The sequence below is a fragment of the Hymenobacter aquaticus genome (assembly GCF_004765605.1).
GTDB classification, from domain to species: domain Bacteria; phylum Bacteroidota; class Bacteroidia; order Cytophagales; family Hymenobacteraceae; genus Hymenobacter; species Hymenobacter aquaticus.
The window spans coordinates 315601-332119 of sequence record NZ_SRLC01000003.1; the positions used below are offsets into that span (position 1 = coordinate 315601).

At 63.5% G+C, this 16519-nt stretch carries 15 protein-coding genes; 11 read left to right on the forward strand and 4 right to left on the reverse strand.

What is annotated here, in order from left to right; all coding sequences use genetic code 11:
* Positions 1 to 112 precede the first annotated feature (112 nt).
* From E5K00_RS21150 to E5K00_RS21160, 3 genes are all read right to left on the reverse strand, one after another.
* Entirely contained in the window at positions 113 to 1222 is a 1110-nt protein-coding gene (locus E5K00_RS21150) for an HlyD family secretion protein (RefSeq protein ID WP_135465303.1), read from the reverse strand.
* A 75-nt stretch (positions 1223 to 1297) separates the two neighbouring features.
* A complete protein-coding gene (locus tag E5K00_RS21155; RefSeq protein WP_135465304.1) occupies positions 1298 to 1735 on the reverse strand; it encodes a universal stress protein in 438 nt (145 codons plus the stop codon).
* A 106-nt stretch (positions 1736 to 1841) separates the two neighbouring features.
* Positions 1842 to 3170 carry a TolC family protein gene (locus E5K00_RS21160; RefSeq protein ID WP_135465305.1) on the reverse strand — a complete coding sequence of 443 codons (1329 nt, stop codon included), beginning with the start codon at positions 3168 to 3170 and terminating at the stop codon, positions 1842 to 1844.
* 215 nt (positions 3171 to 3385) lie between these two features.
* Here E5K00_RS21160 and E5K00_RS21165 point away from each other — a divergent pair, with 215 nt between their 5' ends.
* The 8 genes from E5K00_RS21165 to E5K00_RS21200 all read left to right on the forward strand — a co-directional run bounded on the left by E5K00_RS21165 (position 3386) and on the right by E5K00_RS21200 (position 13016).
* Entirely contained in the window at positions 3386 to 5482 is a 2097-nt protein-coding gene (locus E5K00_RS21165) for a sigma-54-dependent Fis family transcriptional regulator (protein WP_135465306.1), read from the forward strand.
* 57 nt (positions 5483 to 5539) lie between these two features.
* Positions 5540 to 6859, forward strand: coding sequence for an AAA family ATPase (locus E5K00_RS22910; RefSeq protein WP_167856986.1), 1320 nt, complete (start codon positions 5540 to 5542; stop codon positions 6857 to 6859).
* Positions 6860 to 6935: 76 nt separating this feature from the next.
* Positions 6936 to 7967 carry a 5-methylcytosine restriction system specificity protein McrC gene (locus tag E5K00_RS21175; protein ID WP_167856987.1) on the forward strand — a complete coding sequence of 344 codons (1032 nt, stop codon included), beginning with the start codon at positions 6936 to 6938 and terminating at the stop codon, positions 7965 to 7967.
* A 254-nt stretch (positions 7968 to 8221) separates the two neighbouring features.
* The gene (locus E5K00_RS21180) at positions 8222 to 9871 is read left to right on the forward strand and encodes a TldD/PmbA family protein (protein WP_135465308.1); all 1650 of its coding nucleotides are present in this window, start codon (positions 8222 to 8224) and stop codon (positions 9869 to 9871) included.
* A gap of 65 nt (positions 9872 to 9936) precedes the next feature.
* The gene (locus tag E5K00_RS21185; protein WP_135465309.1) at positions 9937 to 10326 is read left to right on the forward strand and encodes a four helix bundle protein; all 390 of its coding nucleotides are present in this window, start codon (positions 9937 to 9939) and stop codon (positions 10324 to 10326) included.
* A gap of 58 nt (positions 10327 to 10384) precedes the next feature.
* Positions 10385 to 11719, forward strand: coding sequence for a TldD/PmbA family protein (locus E5K00_RS21190; protein ID WP_135465310.1), 1335 nt, complete (start codon positions 10385 to 10387; stop codon positions 11717 to 11719).
* 79 nt (positions 11720 to 11798) lie between these two features.
* Positions 11799 to 12476, forward strand: a complete 678-nt coding sequence (locus E5K00_RS21195) for a hypothetical protein (RefSeq protein ID WP_135465311.1) — start codon at positions 11799 to 11801, stop codon at positions 12474 to 12476.
* A 123-nt stretch (positions 12477 to 12599) separates the two neighbouring features.
* Positions 12600 to 13016 carry a hypothetical protein gene (locus tag E5K00_RS21200; RefSeq protein ID WP_135465312.1) on the forward strand — a complete coding sequence of 139 codons (417 nt, stop codon included), beginning with the start codon at positions 12600 to 12602 and terminating at the stop codon, positions 13014 to 13016.
* A gap of 81 nt (positions 13017 to 13097) precedes the next feature.
* Here the strand turns inward: E5K00_RS21200 and E5K00_RS21205 are convergent, their stop codons facing one another.
* Positions 13098 to 13727: a porin family protein gene (locus E5K00_RS21205; RefSeq protein WP_167856988.1), complete on the reverse strand. Its 630-nt coding sequence runs from the start codon at positions 13725 to 13727 to the stop codon at positions 13098 to 13100.
* 305 nt (positions 13728 to 14032) lie between these two features.
* Between E5K00_RS21205 and E5K00_RS21210 the strand changes: the two genes are divergently transcribed.
* The 3 genes from E5K00_RS21210 to E5K00_RS21220 all read left to right on the forward strand — a co-directional run bounded on the left by E5K00_RS21210 (position 14033) and on the right by E5K00_RS21220 (position 16492).
* Positions 14033 to 14656 (forward strand): DUF4159 domain-containing protein, encoded by a 624-nt coding sequence (locus E5K00_RS21210; protein ID WP_135465314.1) that lies wholly within the window; start codon positions 14033 to 14035, stop codon positions 14654 to 14656.
* A gap of 288 nt (positions 14657 to 14944) precedes the next feature.
* Positions 14945 to 15451 carry a transposase gene (locus E5K00_RS21215; protein WP_167856989.1) on the forward strand — a complete coding sequence of 169 codons (507 nt, stop codon included), beginning with the start codon at positions 14945 to 14947 and terminating at the stop codon, positions 15449 to 15451.
* Positions 15452 to 15514: 63 nt separating this feature from the next.
* A complete protein-coding gene (locus E5K00_RS21220; RefSeq protein WP_135465316.1) occupies positions 15515 to 16492 on the forward strand; it encodes an AAA family ATPase in 978 nt (325 codons plus the stop codon).
* The last annotated feature ends 27 nt before the right edge of the window (positions 16493 to 16519 follow it).

The following is a 16519-nucleotide window of genomic DNA, read 5'->3' on the forward strand; positions in this document are numbered from 1 at the left end:
ATGACTTACCGGCTTAGTGAGTTTGATATTCTTGTGGTACTCCCAGCACCATTTGTCCAGATCTGAGCCAGCAGAACGAAAAACTCACTAAGTCGCTAAATCACTAAATCACTTATTTCACCTTGACGGTGGCTGTCACGCTCATGCCGGCGCGCAGCGGGTGCTCGGGGTCTACTTTGTCGAGCACGATTTTGACCGGCACGCGCTGGGTTACTTTCACGAAGTTGCCCGAGGCGTTGTCGGGGGGCAGCAGGGCGAAGCGGGCCCCGGTAGCGGCCGACAGCGACTCGATGTGGCCCTGAAACTCCTCGTGGGGGTAGGCGTCAACTTCCACGGCCACGGGCTGGCCTACTTTCATGTTTTCCAGCTGGGTTTCCTTGAAGTTGGCGATAATCCAGGTTTGCTGCGACGCCACCAGGCCCATCAGCTGCTGGCCGGGACTTACCACCTGGCCGGGCTGCACGTTTTTCTTGCTCACCACCCCGTTGGCCGGGGCCACGATGCTGGCGTAGCTCAGCTGCAGCTTGGCATTGTCGAGGTCGGCCTGGCGCTGTTTCACCACGGCCTGGGCGACGGCTACCTGCTGCTGGGCGGCGGCCACCTGCTGGCGGGCTACCTGCACCTGCTGCTGGGCCGTGGCGCGCTGGGCGCTGGTCGACTTCAGGTTGGCCTGCACCGCGTCGTACTCGCTCTGCGGGATGATGTCTTCTTTGCGCAGGAAGGCGCTGCGCTTCAGATCCTTTTCGAGGCGGGAGCGGTTGGCGTCGCTCACGCCGATGGTGGCCTGGGCGGTGCTCACGTTGGCCGACGCCGTGCCGACACCGGCGCGGGCCGCTACCACATTGGCCTGGGCCGCGGCCAGGGCCGCCTCAGCGGCATTCACGCGCTGCTGATAGTCGGCGGGGTCGAGCGTGACCAGCACGTCGCCTTTTTTCACGGGCTGGTTGTCCTGCACTTTCACTTCCAGCACGGGGCCACCCACGCGGGGCAAGATCGGGTACACGTCGCCTTCTACCTGGGCGTCGTCGGTTTCTTCGTGCGTCTGGCCAAACTGGTAGCGCTGGTAGCCGAAATACCCGCCCACGAGCAACACCAGGGCGAGAATAATAAAGATGATCGGGCGCTTCGAGCGGCCTTCCTGCTCTTCAACTTCCGGCTCGTAAGCGGGAGCCGAAGCGTGATGCGGTGCAGCGACCTGATCGGGTTGAACGGGAGTTGCCATGAAAATGGGTCAGTAAGTAGTTGTTCGTTGGGTTGTTGTGTACGCTGGAAAGCCCGCGCGGCGGCGGCTGTTCCGTTAGGCAGACTTCCGGTATTCGCCCGGGCTCTGGGAGTTGACGAGCAGCGTGGCGCACGGGGCCGTGCGGACTACCGCCTCGGCGGTGCTGCCCATCAGAAAGCGGGTCAGGGCCGTTTGGCCGTGCGCTCCTATTACGATTAAATCGGCGGCGTGGCGGCGGGCGGCTTCCACGATTTCGGTGGCCGCGTCGCCCCTGAGCACGGTGGTGGTCACGTGGGCTCCGGCCTGCTCAGCGGCGGCCCGGTGGTGGGCCATGTGGGCGGCCACGGCCAGGTCGGTGGTGGTTTCGGCGGTGGCCAGGGCCGGCTGGGGCATCAGCACGTGCAGCAGCCGCAGCTCGGCCTTCGCCCCGGCGGCCAGCACCGCCGCGTAGGCCACCAGCGAGGCCGTAGCCGCCGAAAAGTCAACCGGACAAAAGATGAGCGAAAGAGTCATACAAGGTGAAATTGTGAGATGGTGAAATGGTGAGTTGATGTTGTGGAGGCGCGGTTTTGAGCCGATGAACCAAACTCACCTCTCACCACCTCACCATCTCACCGCGCTACCAAATCTGCTCGCCGGTGGCGCGCTTGAGCTGGTACTGGCCCAGCGTGTAGTTGTAGATGGCCTGCAGGCGGGCCAGGCGGGCCTGGGCCAGCTGCGTTTCGGCATCCAGCACGTCGAGGTTGGTACCGACGTCGTAGCGGTAGCGGGCTTTGGCCCGGGTGAGGGCGTCGGTGGCCTGGGCTACCTGCAGCTGGGCATTTTCGTAGCGCGCCGTGCTGCTCTGCATGTTGTTGGCCGCCTGCCGCACGTCGGCCCGGATCTGCTCCTGGGTGTCCTGGATGCGCGACTGGGCACCGCGAATGTTGGCCAGGGCTTCCACCCGCTGGTTTTTGTTTTTGTTGCCGTCATAAATCGGCACGTTCAACTGCACCACCCCGACCGTGTTGAAGCGGATGCGCTCCAGGTTCGGCACGATGTAGCCGTTTTTAGCGCCTACTTGTCCGCCCACGCCCAGCACCGGCATGTTGCTGCGCTCGATGAGCTTGAGGTTGAGGTTAGCCGTCTGCTCGGCGTCGCGGGCCAGCTTCACTTCGGGGCGGCTTTCCACGGCCTGGTTCAGGGCCGCATTCACGTCGACGGCCTGGGGCGAGTAGGTGAAGGAGCCCCGCACGGGCACGCTCACGTACTCGGGCTTGTGGAGCAGGCGGGCCAGCTGCACCTGCTGGTTCTGGAGCTGGTTTTCTAGGTCGATGCGGGTGTTCTGGGCCTGGGTGATGCGCACCTGAGTGGTCGTCACGTCAAACTTGGTGCTCACGCCGCCTTCCACCCGCTTTTCCATCTCGCGCTGGTGCTGGCGCAGGGAGGCAATCTGGGCGTCCTGCACCTTGATGCTCTCCCGCACGAACAGGATGTTGTAGTACACCTGCGCGGCGGAGTAAGCCAAGTCGCGGCGCGTCACGTTGATGTTGTCGGCGGCGGTAATGCGGCGGCTTTCGGCCAGGTTGTAGGTGGCTTCCTTCTTGCCGAAGTCGAGCAGCCCGTATTGCAGGGTTACGTGCGCGTCGTAGTTGTTATTGGGCGCCAGCTGGAAGGCCGGGGCATCGGGCGAGAGTTGCAGCTTCACCACCGGGTCGATGCGGGTGTAGGTGGCCGTGCCCGTTACCTGGGGCAGGAAACCGCCCCGGCTCTGGGTAACGCGGCTGGTGGCGGCATTCACTTCCTCTTCGAGCGTGGTAATGGCCGGGTTGGCATCCAGCACCGAGCGGATGGTGCCATCCAGGGAAAGAGAATCGGAAATAACCGGCCCCTGCGCGTGGGCCGCGCCGGCCCCTGAAACGAGCCCGAGGGCAAGCAGCGGAGCGGCAAATGTTGGTCGGGAAAGCATCGGAATACGACTTGTTGGTGAACGGCCTTTACCTAACCTTGTGCCAACCCATTAAAGCCGGATTAATTTTTCCAAAAAGCAGCTTTAGCAGCGCGCAAACAAGGAAAATTATTTTCAGTGCGGCCTCGTAAAACTATGCGTGCCCTACGCGGTTATCCTTACATATCAGGAAATCCTGAACTCTATTCCTGATATGTAAGGAAAAAACTCCCGCGATGATGCCGAACCAAGACGAATCCCTGCTGCTCTATCTGAACGAGGCCATAGCTACTACTCGGAGCAAGGAAAAGCTGTTTCAGATTGTGACGGAAAAGCTCCGGCTGGTCTTTGCCTTCGACATGATTGCCGTGGTTACCCTCGACGCCGGGCACCAGTTCAAGCGCCTGTTTATGCGCGACTACATGGGCGACGTGCCCGACAGCGCGGCCCAGATGACGGAGGCCACGCTGGTAGCCGGCTCCCCCACCGAGCTGTTTATCCGCGACCCGCGGGTGCAGCAGGTCGACATCCGGGAGCTGACGCCCGACTACCCCGACTTCATGCCCTTCGTGCTGATGGCGCAGCGCGGCATCTACTACACCACCTTCGTGCCGCTGCGCACGGGCGGGCAGCTCATTGGCCTGCTCTCGATGGCCGCCCGGCGCCGGCCCGACTTTACGGCCGAAGACCGCGCCCTGCTGGAAAAAATCGGGAGCCTGATTGCCGTGGCCGTCAGCAACACCCTGGCGTTCGAGGAAGTGGCCCGGCGCGAGCGGGAAAAGTCGTTGCAGTTGACGGTGAACAACGCCCTGCTCAGCCGCAAAGACCGGGCGGCGCTGTTTCTGACCGTGGCCGAGGAAATTGACCGGATTGTGGCCATCGACTACTTCGGCGTCCGGATTCGGCGGCCTGCCACCGGCACCCAGGGCTTCGTGGAATTCGCCAAGCAGCCCGACGGCACGTTTCTGCTTCTGGACGAAAGCCGCTGGGAAGGCGTGCCCGAGCGGGAGCAGATGCAGGCCGAAATCATCGGGGCCTTCACCGAGCCGGTGATGTTCACCGGGCCCGAGTTTGAGTTGGCCGCCCGGCGCTACCGCATGCTGCAGTACGCCATGGAAAAGAACGGCACCCGCTCGATGCTGGGCGTGCCGCTCTGGAACAAGGGCGAGCATGCCGCCGCCCTGGTGCTGGCCAGCCACCGCCCCGACGCCTTCACCTCCGACGACCTGCACCTGGTGATGAGCTTGGCCCCGCAGATTACGCTGGCCATGCAAAACCTGTACGCCTTCGAGCAGATTGAGGCGCTACGGGCCCAGCTGGAGCGCGAAAAAACCTACCTCATCGACGAAATCAACACCACGGCCAAGTTCGAGGATTTCGTGGGGCAGAGCGCCGTGATGCAGCAGGTCCAGACCCGCATTGCCCAGGTGGCCCCCACCGATACCACGGTGCTGATTACCGGCGAAACCGGGACCGGCAAAGAGCTGGTGGCCCGGGCCCTGCACAACCTCTCGCCCCGCCACGACCGGGCCCTGATTAAGCTCAACTGCGCCGCCCTGCCTGCTCAGCTGATCGAAAGTGAGCTGTTTGGGCACGAGAAGGGCGCCTTCACCGGGGCCCACGACCGGCGCATCGGCAAGTTTGAGCTGGCCGACGGCGGCACGATTTTCTTGGATGAGGTGGGCGAGTTGCCGCTCGATTTGCAGGCCAAGCTGCTGCGGGTGCTCCAGGAAAAGGAGTTTGAAAGAATCGGGGGCCGGCGCGTTATCCACACCGACGTGCGGGTTATTGCGGCCACCAACCGCGTGCTGGAAGACGAGGTAGCCGCCGGCCGCTTCCGCGCCGACTTATACTACCGCCTCAACGTGTTTCCGGTGCAGCTGCCGGCCCTGCGCGAACGGCCCGAGGACATCGAGCCGCTGATGCGGCACTTCCTGGAACGCTTCACCAAGCAGATGGGCAAGCCCGTGCGCGGCTTGCGCGAGCGGGACCTGCGCACGATGCGCCTTTACGGCTGGCCCGGCAACGTGCGGGAGCTGGAACACGTGCTCGAACAGGCCGTCATCGTGAGCCAGGGGCCGTTTCTGGAATTTTCGGGCTTTTCGGCCGTGGCCGCCCAGGCGGGCGGGCAGCCCGCCCGCCCGGCGGCCAACGAGCCGCTGAAAACGCTGAAGGAGCAGGAGCGCGACCATATTATGGCGGCGCTGAAACGGACCGGCGGCCGGGTAAGCGGCCCCAACGGCGCGGCCGCCATCCTCGACATCAACGCCAAAACCCTGGAAGCCCGCATGAAAAAGCTAGGTATCCGGCGCGAACACCAGGTGACAGAGTAGGCAGCCGGGCCGAACCCGGGGCGGTTTGTTAGCGTTTTGCGTGTACTTTTCCCGTTGATGCCCGATTCTACCGCTCCGTTTACGCCCGCCCAGCTTACCCGCGACCATGTGCTGCGGGCCCTGCGCCACATCGACCGGGAAGGCCGGCCGCTGCCGCCAAGCACCGTCTATGATTTGGTGTACAAGGGCCGCCGCTACCCGCCCCGGCCGGTGCTGCAGCTGGCGTTTCGGCTGGCCAGCGGGCAGCCCGAAGCCACCCTGCCCCTCCTGGCCGGCAACCCCACCAACCAGCTGCTGGAGCGCCTCGATTTTACCGTGACGACCAAGCGGCCCATTCTGGCCAACTCGCCCCACGACGGCGACGTGGCGGCCCAGGATGCCATGCAGGAGCTCTACACCGGCAACGGCCAGGCCGCAACGGCTGCCAAGCCCGCCAAAGCGCGGGAAACGGCCGGGGCGGAAGCCGCCGAGCCGCTTGTTCCCTACGAGCTGCCGCCCGCTACTCCCTACGACCAGGCCACGGCGTTGCGGGAGCTGTTTTTGTCGGCGGAAAGCCTGGCGCAGGCCCAGGCCGCGTTGCAGCGCCGCCGCAACCTGATTCTGCAGGGGCCGCCCGGCACCGGCAAAACGTTTCTGGCGCGCCGCCTGGCCTGGCTCGGGCTGGGCCGCACCGATGCCAGCCGCGTGGAGCTGGTGCAGTTTCACCCCAGCTACAGCTACGAGGATTTCGTGCAGGGCTTCCGGCCCGACGGGCAGGGCTCGTTTCGGCTGACGGCCGGGGTGCTGCTTGATATTTGCCGCAAAGCCACCCAGGACCCGGGCCAGCCCTATTACCTGCTGATCGACGAAATAAACCGGGGCAACGTCAGCCGTATTTTTGGGGAGCTGCTGCTCTTGCTCGAAGCCGATAAGCGCGGGCCCCAGCACGCCGTGCGCCTGCCCTACTCGCCGGCCGAGGCCCCGCGGTTTTTCGTGCCCGACAACCTGTTCGTCATTGGCACGATGAACATGGCCGACCGGTCGCTGGCCCCGCTGGACTACGCCCTGCGCCGCCGCTTTGCCTTCCTGCCGATGACGCCCGAGTTTGGGCCGCCGCTCCAGGATTTTCTGGCCGCCCACCACGTACCCCAGGCCGTTATCAGCCGCCTGGTAAGCCGCCTCACCGAGCTGAATCAGGCCATAACCGACGACCCAGAGCTGGGCCCGGATTTTCAGCTGGGCCACAGCTACTTCTGCCAGCCGCCCACCGCTGCCGCCGACGCTCCGGCCTGGCTTGACTCGATTCTAACCCAGGAAATTGCCCCGCTGCTGGATGAGTACTGGCTCGACCAGCCCGCCCAGGCCGCCGCCCACCGCAAAAAGCTGCTGCGCAAATAACTGTGAGGCCTCGTTTCTTGCGGCGAATGTTGCCAGCCGGAGCCAGGAACCCCATCCGAAAAATCCGTCCGACTCCGTGATTCCGATTCAGAACCTGTACTATCTGCTGTGCTACGCCTGGAACCGGTTGCCGGAGCGCGAGGAGCTGCTGAGCGTGCAGGCGGCCCCGTTTCACAAGCCGCTGGAGCTGCTTACTCAGGTGCTGCTCTCGGGCACGCGGCGCCTGCTGCGGCAGGGTCTCGGCCAGGCGTACGTGGAGCAGGAAGAAGAACTCCCGGAGCTGCGCGGACGCCTGCTGCTGGCACCCAGCCTAAGCCGCGACCTGCTGCGCCGGGGCCGGGCCGTGTGCGCCTACGATGCCCTGACGGCCAATACGCCCTTCAACGGCCTGCTGCTGGGGGTGCTGGAGCAGCTGGGTCGCACGCGCCGCCTGGCCCCGGCCCTGCGCCACGAGGTGCGCGCCGTGTGCCGCCGCTTTCCGGCCTCGGTAGCGGCCACGCCCTGCACGACGCACGCGCTGCGGCAGGTGCGCCGGCGGCGACCCCACGGGCAGGAGGCCTTTTTGCTGAACATCTGCACGCTGCTGCACCAGAGCGCCCTGCCCGCGCCCGACGCGGCGGGCCGCAGCCGTTTCCGGGATTTCCGGCGCGACGAGCGGCTGATGGCCCAGCTCTTCGAGGCTTTTGTGCGCAACTTCTACCGCCACGAGCAGCGCCGCTTCCGGGTGCTGTCGGAAACCATAACCTGGCAGGCCGACGCCGAGCAGGCCACCGACCTGGCCCTGCTGCCGGTGATGATAACCGACACGACCCTGGAAGCGCCGGACCGCAAAATCATCCTCGACACGAAGTACTACAAGGAGGCTCTGCGCCCGCGCTACGACCAGCAAAAGCTGATTTCGCCCCACCTCTACCAGCTCTACGCCTACCTGCAGAACCAGCCCGTTGCCCCCGGTCAGCAGCTGGAAGGCATCCTGCTCTACCCCGCCGCCCGCCACGAGCTAGCCGCCCGCTACACCCTCGGCGGCCACCCTGTGCGCGTCGTCACCATCGACCTGAACCAGCCCTGGCCCGGCATTGCCCACGACCTGCTGGCGCTGGTTCGGTGAGTTGGTGAGTTAGTGAAATGGTGAGTTGTCGTTCAACGACTCGTGTCCTTGCGAGGAAGCGCCTGGCCATGACACATTTCCCACATTTCTCACATTCCCCTCATTAGCACTTCAGCACATTCAACCACATTAGCACATTAAACCACATTCCCCCTTTGCAGCCCCGGCCTAAAGTTTACGTCTGTGGAGTTGAGTTTGCCTGCTTTTCTGCTTAAACTGCCTTTCCCTCCTTCTATTTACCAAACTTCTACCCCTTGAAACGACGCGAATTTGTCGGGCTGACCAGCTTAGCGGCCGGCGCCCTGTTCCTGCCCAGTTTCCCCGGTTTCGGTGGCACCCCGGTTGATCCGGAGCGGCTGCTGGAAGGCGTGGACCCCGCCCTGAAAAAGCGTCTGGCCGACGCGGCCCTGAACGCGGCTAAGTCGGCCGGGGCCACCTACGCCGACGTGCGCATCGGGCGCTACCTGAACCAGAGCATCTTCACCCGCGAAAAGCAGGTGCAGAACATTGCCAGCGGCGAGAGTTTCGGCGCGGGCGTGCGGGTGCTGGCCAACGGCACCTGGGGCTTTGCCGCCACCAACACCGTGACGGAAGCGGGCCTGGCCAAAGCCGCGCAGCTGGCCGTGGCCATTGCCAAAGCCAACTCCAAGGTGCAGAAGGAAAAGGTGAACCTGGCCCCGCAGAAAGGCTACGGCGAGGTGAGCTGGAAAACGCCCATCGTGCAGAACGCCTTTGAGGTGCCCATTGCCCAGAAAGTGGAGCTGATGCTGGCCGCCAACGCCAAGGCCCTCGACAACGGCGCCAACTTCGTCAACTCGGCCCTGTTCCAGATCAACGAGCAGAAGTACTTTGCCAGCACCGACGGCTCCTACATCGACCAGGACGTGCACCGCATCTGGCCGACCTTCGGCGTAACGGCCGTGGACCGCACCACCGGCAAGTTCCGGACCCGCGAGGCCCTGAGCGCGCCCATGGGCATGGGCTACGAGTACATGACGCCCAAAGCCGCCGACAAGATTGCCGGCCCCTCGGGCACGGGCCTGATCGGCTACAAAAACAGCTACGACATTCTGGAAGACGCGGCCCTGGCCGCGCAGCAGGCCAAAGGCAAGCTCACGGCCAAATCGGTGACGCCGGGCAAGTACGACATCGTGCTCGACCCCAACCACCTGGGTCTGACCATCCACGAAAGCATCGGGCACGCCACCGAGCTGGACCGCGTGCTGGGCTACGAGGCCAACTACGCCGGTACCTCGTTTGCCACCCTGGACTGGAAAAAGCAGAACAAGCCCTACGGCTCAAAGCTGGTCAACATCATTGCCGACAAAACCCAGCCCGGCTCGCTGGGCGCGGTGGGCTACGACGACGAAGGCGTGAAAACCAAGCAGTGGGACATCATCAAGGACGGCATGCTGGTAGACTACCAGAAAATCCGGGACCAGGCGGCCATGGTGGGTCAGAATGAGTCGGATGGCTGCTGCTACGCCCAGTCGTGGCAGGACGTGCAGTTCCAGCGCATGGCCAACATCAGCCTCAAGCCCGGCACCCAGAAGATGAGCGTCGACGACATGATTAAGAACGTGGACAAGGGCATCTACATTGCCGGCCGCGGCTCGTTCTCCATCGACCAGCAGCGCTACAACTTCCAGTTCGGCGGCACGGTGTTCTACGCCATTGAGAAGGGCAAAATTGCCGGCATGCTCGAAGACGTAGCCTACCAGGCCAACACCCAGGAATTCTGGAACAGCTGCTCGGCCATCTGCGACGAGTCGGACTACCGCCTGTTCGGCTCCTTCTTCGACGGCAAGGGCCAGCCGCCCCAGGTGTCGGCCGTGAGCCACGGCTCGGCTACCACCCGCTTCAACGGCGTCAACATCATCAACACGGCCCGGAAGATCGGGTAATTTTTAATGTGCTCAAGTGCTAATGTGAGTAATGTGCTTTTTCCGGTCAGCTTGACTGCCGGGCAATGAAGTCGGATTTGACGCCGGCCGATAATCCCATCGTCCGCATTTCGTTCGACTTTGCCTTGCAGATACTGGCCTATGTTCAGGAGCTGGAGCAGGTTCGGCGCTTCGTTATTGCGCAGCAGCTGCTACGTAGCGGCACTTCCATTGGAGCCAATGTGCGTGAAGCCCAGCACGCCGAAAGCCGGGCCGACTTTACGCACAAGTGCAAAGTAGCCGCCAAGGAAGCCGCCGAAACGGAGTACTGGCTGCTGCTTTGCAAGCATGCTCCCTCCTACCCTGAACCGCCCACTGCTTTGTTTGCCACGCTACTAGATATTCAGCGGCTTCTGTCGCGGATTATCAGCAGCAGCAAAGCCAACGCCGCCGGCACTGGTAACGGCACCACCTGAAAAGCATATTATTCATTAGCACATCAGCACCTTCCCCACATTAGCACATTACCGAAACATGGCAATACTAACCAAAGACGAAGCCCAGGCTATCCTGAAGAAGGTCCTGAGCTTTAGCACGGCCAATGAGTGCGAGGCCACGCTGAACGGCGAGATGGGCGGCAACGTCCGCTCGGCCCGCAACGCCATCAGCACCGCCGGGGCCGTCGAAAACGTGCAGCTGATCGTCGAGTCGCGGTTTGGCAAGCGCAGCGGCATCGCCACCTGCAACGAGTTCGACGACGCGACCCTGCGCCGCTGCGTGCAGCGGGCCGAGGAAATTGCGAAGCTGGCGCCCGAAAGCCCCGAGTACATGCCCCTGCTGGGCCCCCAGCAGTACCTCGACGGCTCGAAGGCCTACGCCCAGAGCACGGCCAACATCACGCCCGACTACCGCGCCCAGCAAACGGCCGCCAGCCTGCAGCTCTGCGAAAAGCGCAAGCTTTCCTCGGCCGGCTTCCTCAACGACAGCACCGGCTTTCTGGCCAAGCTCAACAACAAGGGCCTGGAAGTGTACCAGCGCTACACCGGCCTGGAGTACTCCGTGACGGTGCGCACCCCCGACGGCACCGGCTCGGGCTACGCCACGGCCGACTACAACGACATCACCAAGTTCGACGCGGGCCGCCTGACCCAGATTGCGGCCGACAAAGCGGCCGGCTCGGTGAATGCCAAGGCCATTGAGCCCGGCAAGTACACCGTGATTCTGGAGCCCGCGGCGCTGGTGGCCAACACCGACGCCTCGCTGCTCCAGGCCCTGATGAGCGCCATGGATGCCCGCGCCGCCGACGAAGGCCGCAGCTTCCTGAGCAAGAAGGGCGGCGGCAACAAGAAGGGCGAAAAGCTGTTCGACGAGCGGGTCACCATCTACTCCGACCCGACCAGCGCCGACATTCCCGACCGGGTATTCGCCAATGACGGCCGGCCGCAGAAGAAAGTAACCTGGATTGAGAAGGGCGTGGTCAAGAACCTGTACTCGTCGCGCTTCTGGGCCCAGAAAGCTGGTATTCCCGACATTCCGCCGCCCGGCGGCTGGATTATGGAGGGCGGCACCCAGAGCGTGCAGGACATGATCAAGGGCACGGCCAAGGGCATTCTGGTGACCCGCCTGTGGTACATCCGCCCCGTCGACCCGCAGACGCTGCTCTACACCGGCCTGACCCGGGACGGAACCTTCTACATCGAGAACGGCAAGATCAAGCACCCGGTGAAAAACTTCCGCTTCAACGAAAGCCCCATCATCATGCTCAACAACCTGGAAGCCATTGGCCGGCCCCAGCGCGTGGGCGGCAACATGGTGCCCCCGCTGAAAATCCGGGACTTCACCTTCACCAGCCTCTCCGACGCGGTATAAAGGCTCGGGTTTATTGCTGAAATTGACGGCTTCCTTCACCTTGAGGGAAGCCGTTTTTAGTTCTGTTTAGCCTATCCGCATGAAGCAATTTCTTTACGCCGCTACCTTTCTACTCCCTCTCGTCAGCGTTGCGCAGCCGGCGGCCCCCGATACGGTGGTGCGCCGCTCCTACAGCCAGGCGGTCATGCTGCCCGCCACCATCCGCCTGCTGGGCGGGGGCACCGTCCAGGGCTACGTGTCCATCCCGACCATGTACCCCGGCATTGGCCGCAACTTTAGCTACTACCTGACGAACCCAAAAAGCAAGCCCCGGCCCAAAAGGCAGAAGATGGAAATCACCCGGGTGCACAGCATCACGGCCGGGCCGCACTACCTGGAAACCATGCTGCTGCCCGACGAGCTCGACGACGAGCTGTACGACCCCGAAATACTGGCCGAGCGGTTTGTGAACGGGCCGGTTGAGGTTTTTCTGCAGGCCGAAGAGCAGAGCGTACCCGTGCCCATCCCGGTGGCCGGCTCCATTCTGAGCGCGGCCATCCCGTATACCAACAGCCTCTTTTTTGTCCGGCGCAAGGGCCTGCTGATGCAGGTAGACCGGGGCACCTTCAGGGAGGTGATGAGCCAGTACCTGCAAGACGCCCCCGAACTGGCGGCCAAGGTGCGGGCCGGCGAAAAAAACTACCACTACCGCAACCTGATATCCATTATCACCGAGTTCAATGCCTACGTCGGCCGCCCGGTGGGCAGTGGGCGCTAAGCCCGCCGGCCCCGGCCCGCCGGCGCCGCTACAACGCCCGGGCGTGGGGTGCAACCATTAGCCCCGCCAGATACTCCTCACTATACCTGTGTTCATTTTCTTACCTCTTTATTTTCTCCGCATATGCTGTTAACTCCTACTCGCCTACTTTCGGGTCTGGCACTGCTCGCCGGATTGAGCCTGGCTGGCTGCGCCGAAAAAGAACTGGTGGCGCCCGAGCCAACCGACGTGCCCTGCGGCACCCTGGTTACCGTGCGCCTGTGCCTGGGCCAAACGGCCATGTGCGCCACCGAGCATACCACGCTGGTATTGCCCGATGGCACCTTGCTGGCCCCCAGCGGCCCTATCTGGGAAGCGTATGAGCGGAACCAGGCGCAGGGCCAGGCGCTGCTGGTAGGCTACGTGCCCGGGGGCACCGTGCCGCCCGGCTCGGCGGCTACCACCAGTGCCGTCGTTACATGCCTGGAAACGCCCCGCTCGTGGTGCGCCACTCCGGACGTGAACAACCGCAAAACCGCCCTGCGCCGCCGCCCCTGGTAATGCGAGGCGCTACACGCGCAAGGCCCCGCACTCAGCGCTGAGTGCGGGGCCTTGTTGGTTTTAAGCCAGCTTATGGTCCGGCTACTTGCCGCCGGGCAGCTGGAAGCTGAGGTAGGCCTGAAACACGCGGTTTTTCAGCTCCGGGTCATTCACGCTCCGCACCGATCTGGCCGTGCGCAGGTCGTTCAGGCCCGCGTTGAAGCGGCCGCCCACGGCAAAGCCCAGGGGCAGCTTCAGGCCCGCGCCCACGCACAGGCTCAGGTCCAGGTTTTTGAAATCGGGGCCCGCGTTGCGGGTGCCGGCGCCGTAAACAACTTGGCTGTCGTCGCCGGACAGCACCAGCACGCCCTCGTCCTGGGCCTTGAGCAGCAGCCCGGCCTGGGGCCCGCCCTCCACGTACACCGGCCCCACCGTGACTTTGGCCAGCAGCGGCACGTTCACGTAGTGCAGCTTGGTGCGGTAGTTTTCGAAGTCCGACTTCCGCTCGGTGCCCTGCAACGAGTACAGCAGCTCGGGCTGGATGGAAATGATATTGCCGATGACCTTCATTTCGTAGAACAGACCGGCGTGGTAGGAAGTCTGGTAGGTGGCGTCGGTGCCGACGGAGCCTTGTAGCACGGCCGCGTTCAGCCCCCCCTTGAGGCCAAGCTGGGCGTGGGCCGAAGCCCCGAAAAAGAGCGTGAGCAGAAGAAAGGCCGCAAGTCGTTTCATAGCAGTAGGAGCGTTGAGAGGTTGAGTACGTGACTGATAGAGGCCTAACGGCGACGTTACCCCTATTCGTACGCGCATTTTTGCGGAAGGCTGCGGTCGAGCCTACGCTTGGAGCTGTTACCTGGGCCCCGGCGGAGTGCTGGCAGGGGGAAGTTGGGCCGCCGTATTGGTGGCCGACCCGTTTGCGCGCGTGGGGTGAGGCGGCGGGCCGTTGCGTATTTTCGGCCGGGCTCTAAGCCACCTTGCGGCGGCCGGAGTGTCTTTGCCCCGTACTTTGCCTTTTCGCTTCGCCTCTTCGCCACCGCATGCCCGTTCCGTTTACCTTCGTGCGCCTCCAGTACCGCTCCGGCGACTGGGATGCCGTGGACGAAAGAATGCCCGCCAACCTGCTGCATTCCCTGATTCAGTACACCACCGTGCCCGTCAGTCAGAAGGAAAAGGCCGTGGCCCTGGACAGCCCCGAGTTGTTCAACTACCCCTTCTGCTACCTCTCGGGCCACCGGCTGGTGCAGTTTTCGGCCCAGGAGAAAAAGAACTTCATCCAGTACGTGCGCGGCGGCGGCTTCGTGTTCGTCGACGACTGCAACCACGACATCGACGGGCTGTTTGCTCGCTCCTTCGAGGAGCAGATGCGCCAGTGCTTCGGAGCCGGGGCTCTGAAGAAGATTGCCAAGAACCACCCCATCTACTCCCAGTTCTTCAAGTTTCCGGAAGGCCCGCCGCCCACCTCGTTCGAGCTCAATGGCTGGGGCGACGACCTGGTGCACGACTACCTGAAAGGCATCGAAATCGACGGCAGGCTGCGGGTGCTCTACTCCAACAAGGACTACGGCTGCGAGTGGGACTACGACTTCCGCAACAAGCGCTTCCTAGCCGAAGACAACACCAAGTTCGGCGTCAATATTCTGCTCTATGCCCTCACGGCGTAGGGGCGCGTTGCACGCGCCCGCCGGAACCGCACCACCGGGATTTGTCTGCGCCAACTACTTATAACAAAACAAGCCCGCTGGAATAGTGTCTCTTGGCCGGATGGATGGCGTTGCTTTCAATACTTTTAGGCTGCCCGTTACCATCCAACTATCCTGATGCATCCTCCTATTCCTGACAACTCCATCCCGCCGGGCGCGTGCAACGCGCCCCTACCTCCTCGCCCGGTGCAGACGAACTTGGACGGCTCCGTCCCGCCGGGCGCGTGCAACACGCCCCTACCTGGCCCGATGCAGCAGGATTTGCCGCAGCGCCGCTCGGTGCGTTTGCCGGGGTACGACTATGGGCAGGCGGGCTGGTATTTCGTGACCATTGTGGCGAAGGACCGGTGTCCGCTTTTTGGTCAAATCGGAGAAGATGCTACGGTTGGCTACTCTGCTATCGGGGAGCAGGTATGCCGGGCGTGGTGTGAGCTGACGGCGGCTTACCCGCGCCTGCATGCCGATGCCTGGATACTGATGCCGAACCACCTGCACTGTATTTTGGGGTTTCTGCCCACACCCGCCGGAGAGTTGGTCAAAACGCTGGGGCAGGTCGTTGGAGCCTTGAAAGCAACTACCACCCGGCTTACTCGTCCTTTGCGGGGCTCAACGGATAGCTTATGGCAGCGCAGCTACTATGAGCACGTCATTCGCAACGCCCACGAACTGGCAGTCTACCGCGAGTACATTCAAAATAACCCGGCCCGGTGGCTGGTTCGCAAGCATGCGGGCGAAGCTACGGCAGCGGCCGGGTAAGAGCCCCAACGACTACCAACGACCGGGCGCGTGCAACGCGCCCCTACCACTACCACGTTTTTTATGACGGAACAAGACGTTCGTACCCTGTTAGCTAAGCTGCCGCCGCTGCGCGAGGAAATCGGCAAAATCATCGTGGGCCAGCAGCAGGTGCTGGACGAAGTGCTGGTAGCCTTGCTGGCGGGCGGCCACGCCCTGCTCGAAGGCGTGCCGGGCCTGGCCAAAACCCTGCTGGTGCGCACCCTGGCCTCGGCCACCGACCTGCCCTTCCGCCGCATCCAGTTCACCCCGGATTTGATGCCGACCGACATTCTGGGCACCGAGGTGCTGGAGGAAGACCACGGCACCGGGCACCGCTCGTTCAAGTTCAACCAGGGGCCGATTTTCGCCAGCCTGGTGCTGGCCGACGAAATCAACCGGACGCCGCCCAAAACCCAGGCCGCCCTGCTCGAAGCCATGCAGGAAGGCCACGTGACCTACGCCGGTCAGGAGCACGCACTGCCGAAGCCCTTCTTTCTGCTGGCCACCCAGAACCCGATTGAGCAAAGCGGCACTTACCCGCTACCCGAGGCCCAGCTCGACCGGTTTCTGCTCTACATCCGCATCGGCTACCCCACCGAGCAGGAAGAGTTGGCCGTGCTGAGCGGCACCACCGGCACGGCCCGGGCCGAGGTGAAGCCCGTGCTGGGCGGCGAGGATATCCGGCAGTTGCAGCAGTTGGTGCGGCAGGTGAGCCTAAGCCCCGAGTTGCTCGACTTTGTGAACCGCCTGGTGCGCGCCACGCGGCCCGCTACGTCTTCGGTGAAGTTTATTCAGGAATACGGCCGCTGGGGCGCGGGCCCCCGGGCCGGGCAGGCCCTGATTCTGTGCGCCAAGGCCCGGGCCCTGCTGCAGGGCCGCTTCGCCGCCACCCTCGACGACATCCGCACCCTGGCCCCGCCGGTGCTGCGCCACCGCGTGCTGCTCAACTTCAACGCCGAAGCCGAAAACCTGACGCCCGACGACGCCGTGGCCGCGTTATTAAAAGACGTATTGGTGTAGATTTCACGCAGGGTCTCGCAGTGGCAG

What these genes read in the sequence shown, in the direction of transcription:
- E5K00_RS21165 (WP_135465306.1), top strand. Translation starts at nt 3,386, where the DNA reads ATGATGCCGAACCAAGACGAATCCCTGCTGCTCTATCTGAACGAGGCC.
- E5K00_RS22910 (WP_167856986.1), top strand. Translation starts at nt 5,540, where the DNA reads ATGCCCGATTCTACCGCTCCGTTTACGCCCGCCCAGCTTACCCGCGAC.
- E5K00_RS21215 (WP_167856989.1), top strand. Translation starts at nt 14,945, where the DNA reads ATGCAGCAGGATTTGCCGCAGCGCCGCTCGGTGCGTTTGCCGGGGTAC.
- E5K00_RS21155 (WP_135465304.1), bottom strand. Translation starts at nt 1,735, where the DNA reads ATGACTCTTTCGCTCATCTTTTGTCCGGTTGACTTTTCGGCGGCTACG.
- E5K00_RS21210 (WP_135465314.1), top strand. Translation starts at nt 14,033, where the DNA reads ATGCCCGTTCCGTTTACCTTCGTGCGCCTCCAGTACCGCTCCGGCGAC.
- E5K00_RS21205 (WP_167856988.1), bottom strand. Translation starts at nt 13,727, where the DNA reads ATGAAACGACTTGCGGCCTTTCTTCTGCTCACGCTCTTTTTCGGGGCT.
- E5K00_RS21150 (WP_135465303.1), bottom strand. Translation starts at nt 1,222, where the DNA reads ATGGCAACTCCCGTTCAACCCGATCAGGTCGCTGCACCGCATCACGCT.
- E5K00_RS21200 (WP_135465312.1), top strand. Translation starts at nt 12,600, where the DNA reads ATGCTGTTAACTCCTACTCGCCTACTTTCGGGTCTGGCACTGCTCGCC.
- E5K00_RS21220 (WP_135465316.1), top strand. Translation starts at nt 15,515, where the DNA reads ATGACGGAACAAGACGTTCGTACCCTGTTAGCTAAGCTGCCGCCGCTG.
- E5K00_RS21160 (WP_135465305.1), bottom strand. Translation starts at nt 3,170, where the DNA reads ATGCTTTCCCGACCAACATTTGCCGCTCCGCTGCTTGCCCTCGGGCTC.
- E5K00_RS21185 (WP_135465309.1), top strand. Translation starts at nt 9,937, where the DNA reads ATGAAGTCGGATTTGACGCCGGCCGATAATCCCATCGTCCGCATTTCG.
- E5K00_RS21190 (WP_135465310.1), top strand. Translation starts at nt 10,385, where the DNA reads ATGGCAATACTAACCAAAGACGAAGCCCAGGCTATCCTGAAGAAGGTC.
- E5K00_RS21195 (WP_135465311.1), top strand. Translation starts at nt 11,799, where the DNA reads ATGAAGCAATTTCTTTACGCCGCTACCTTTCTACTCCCTCTCGTCAGC.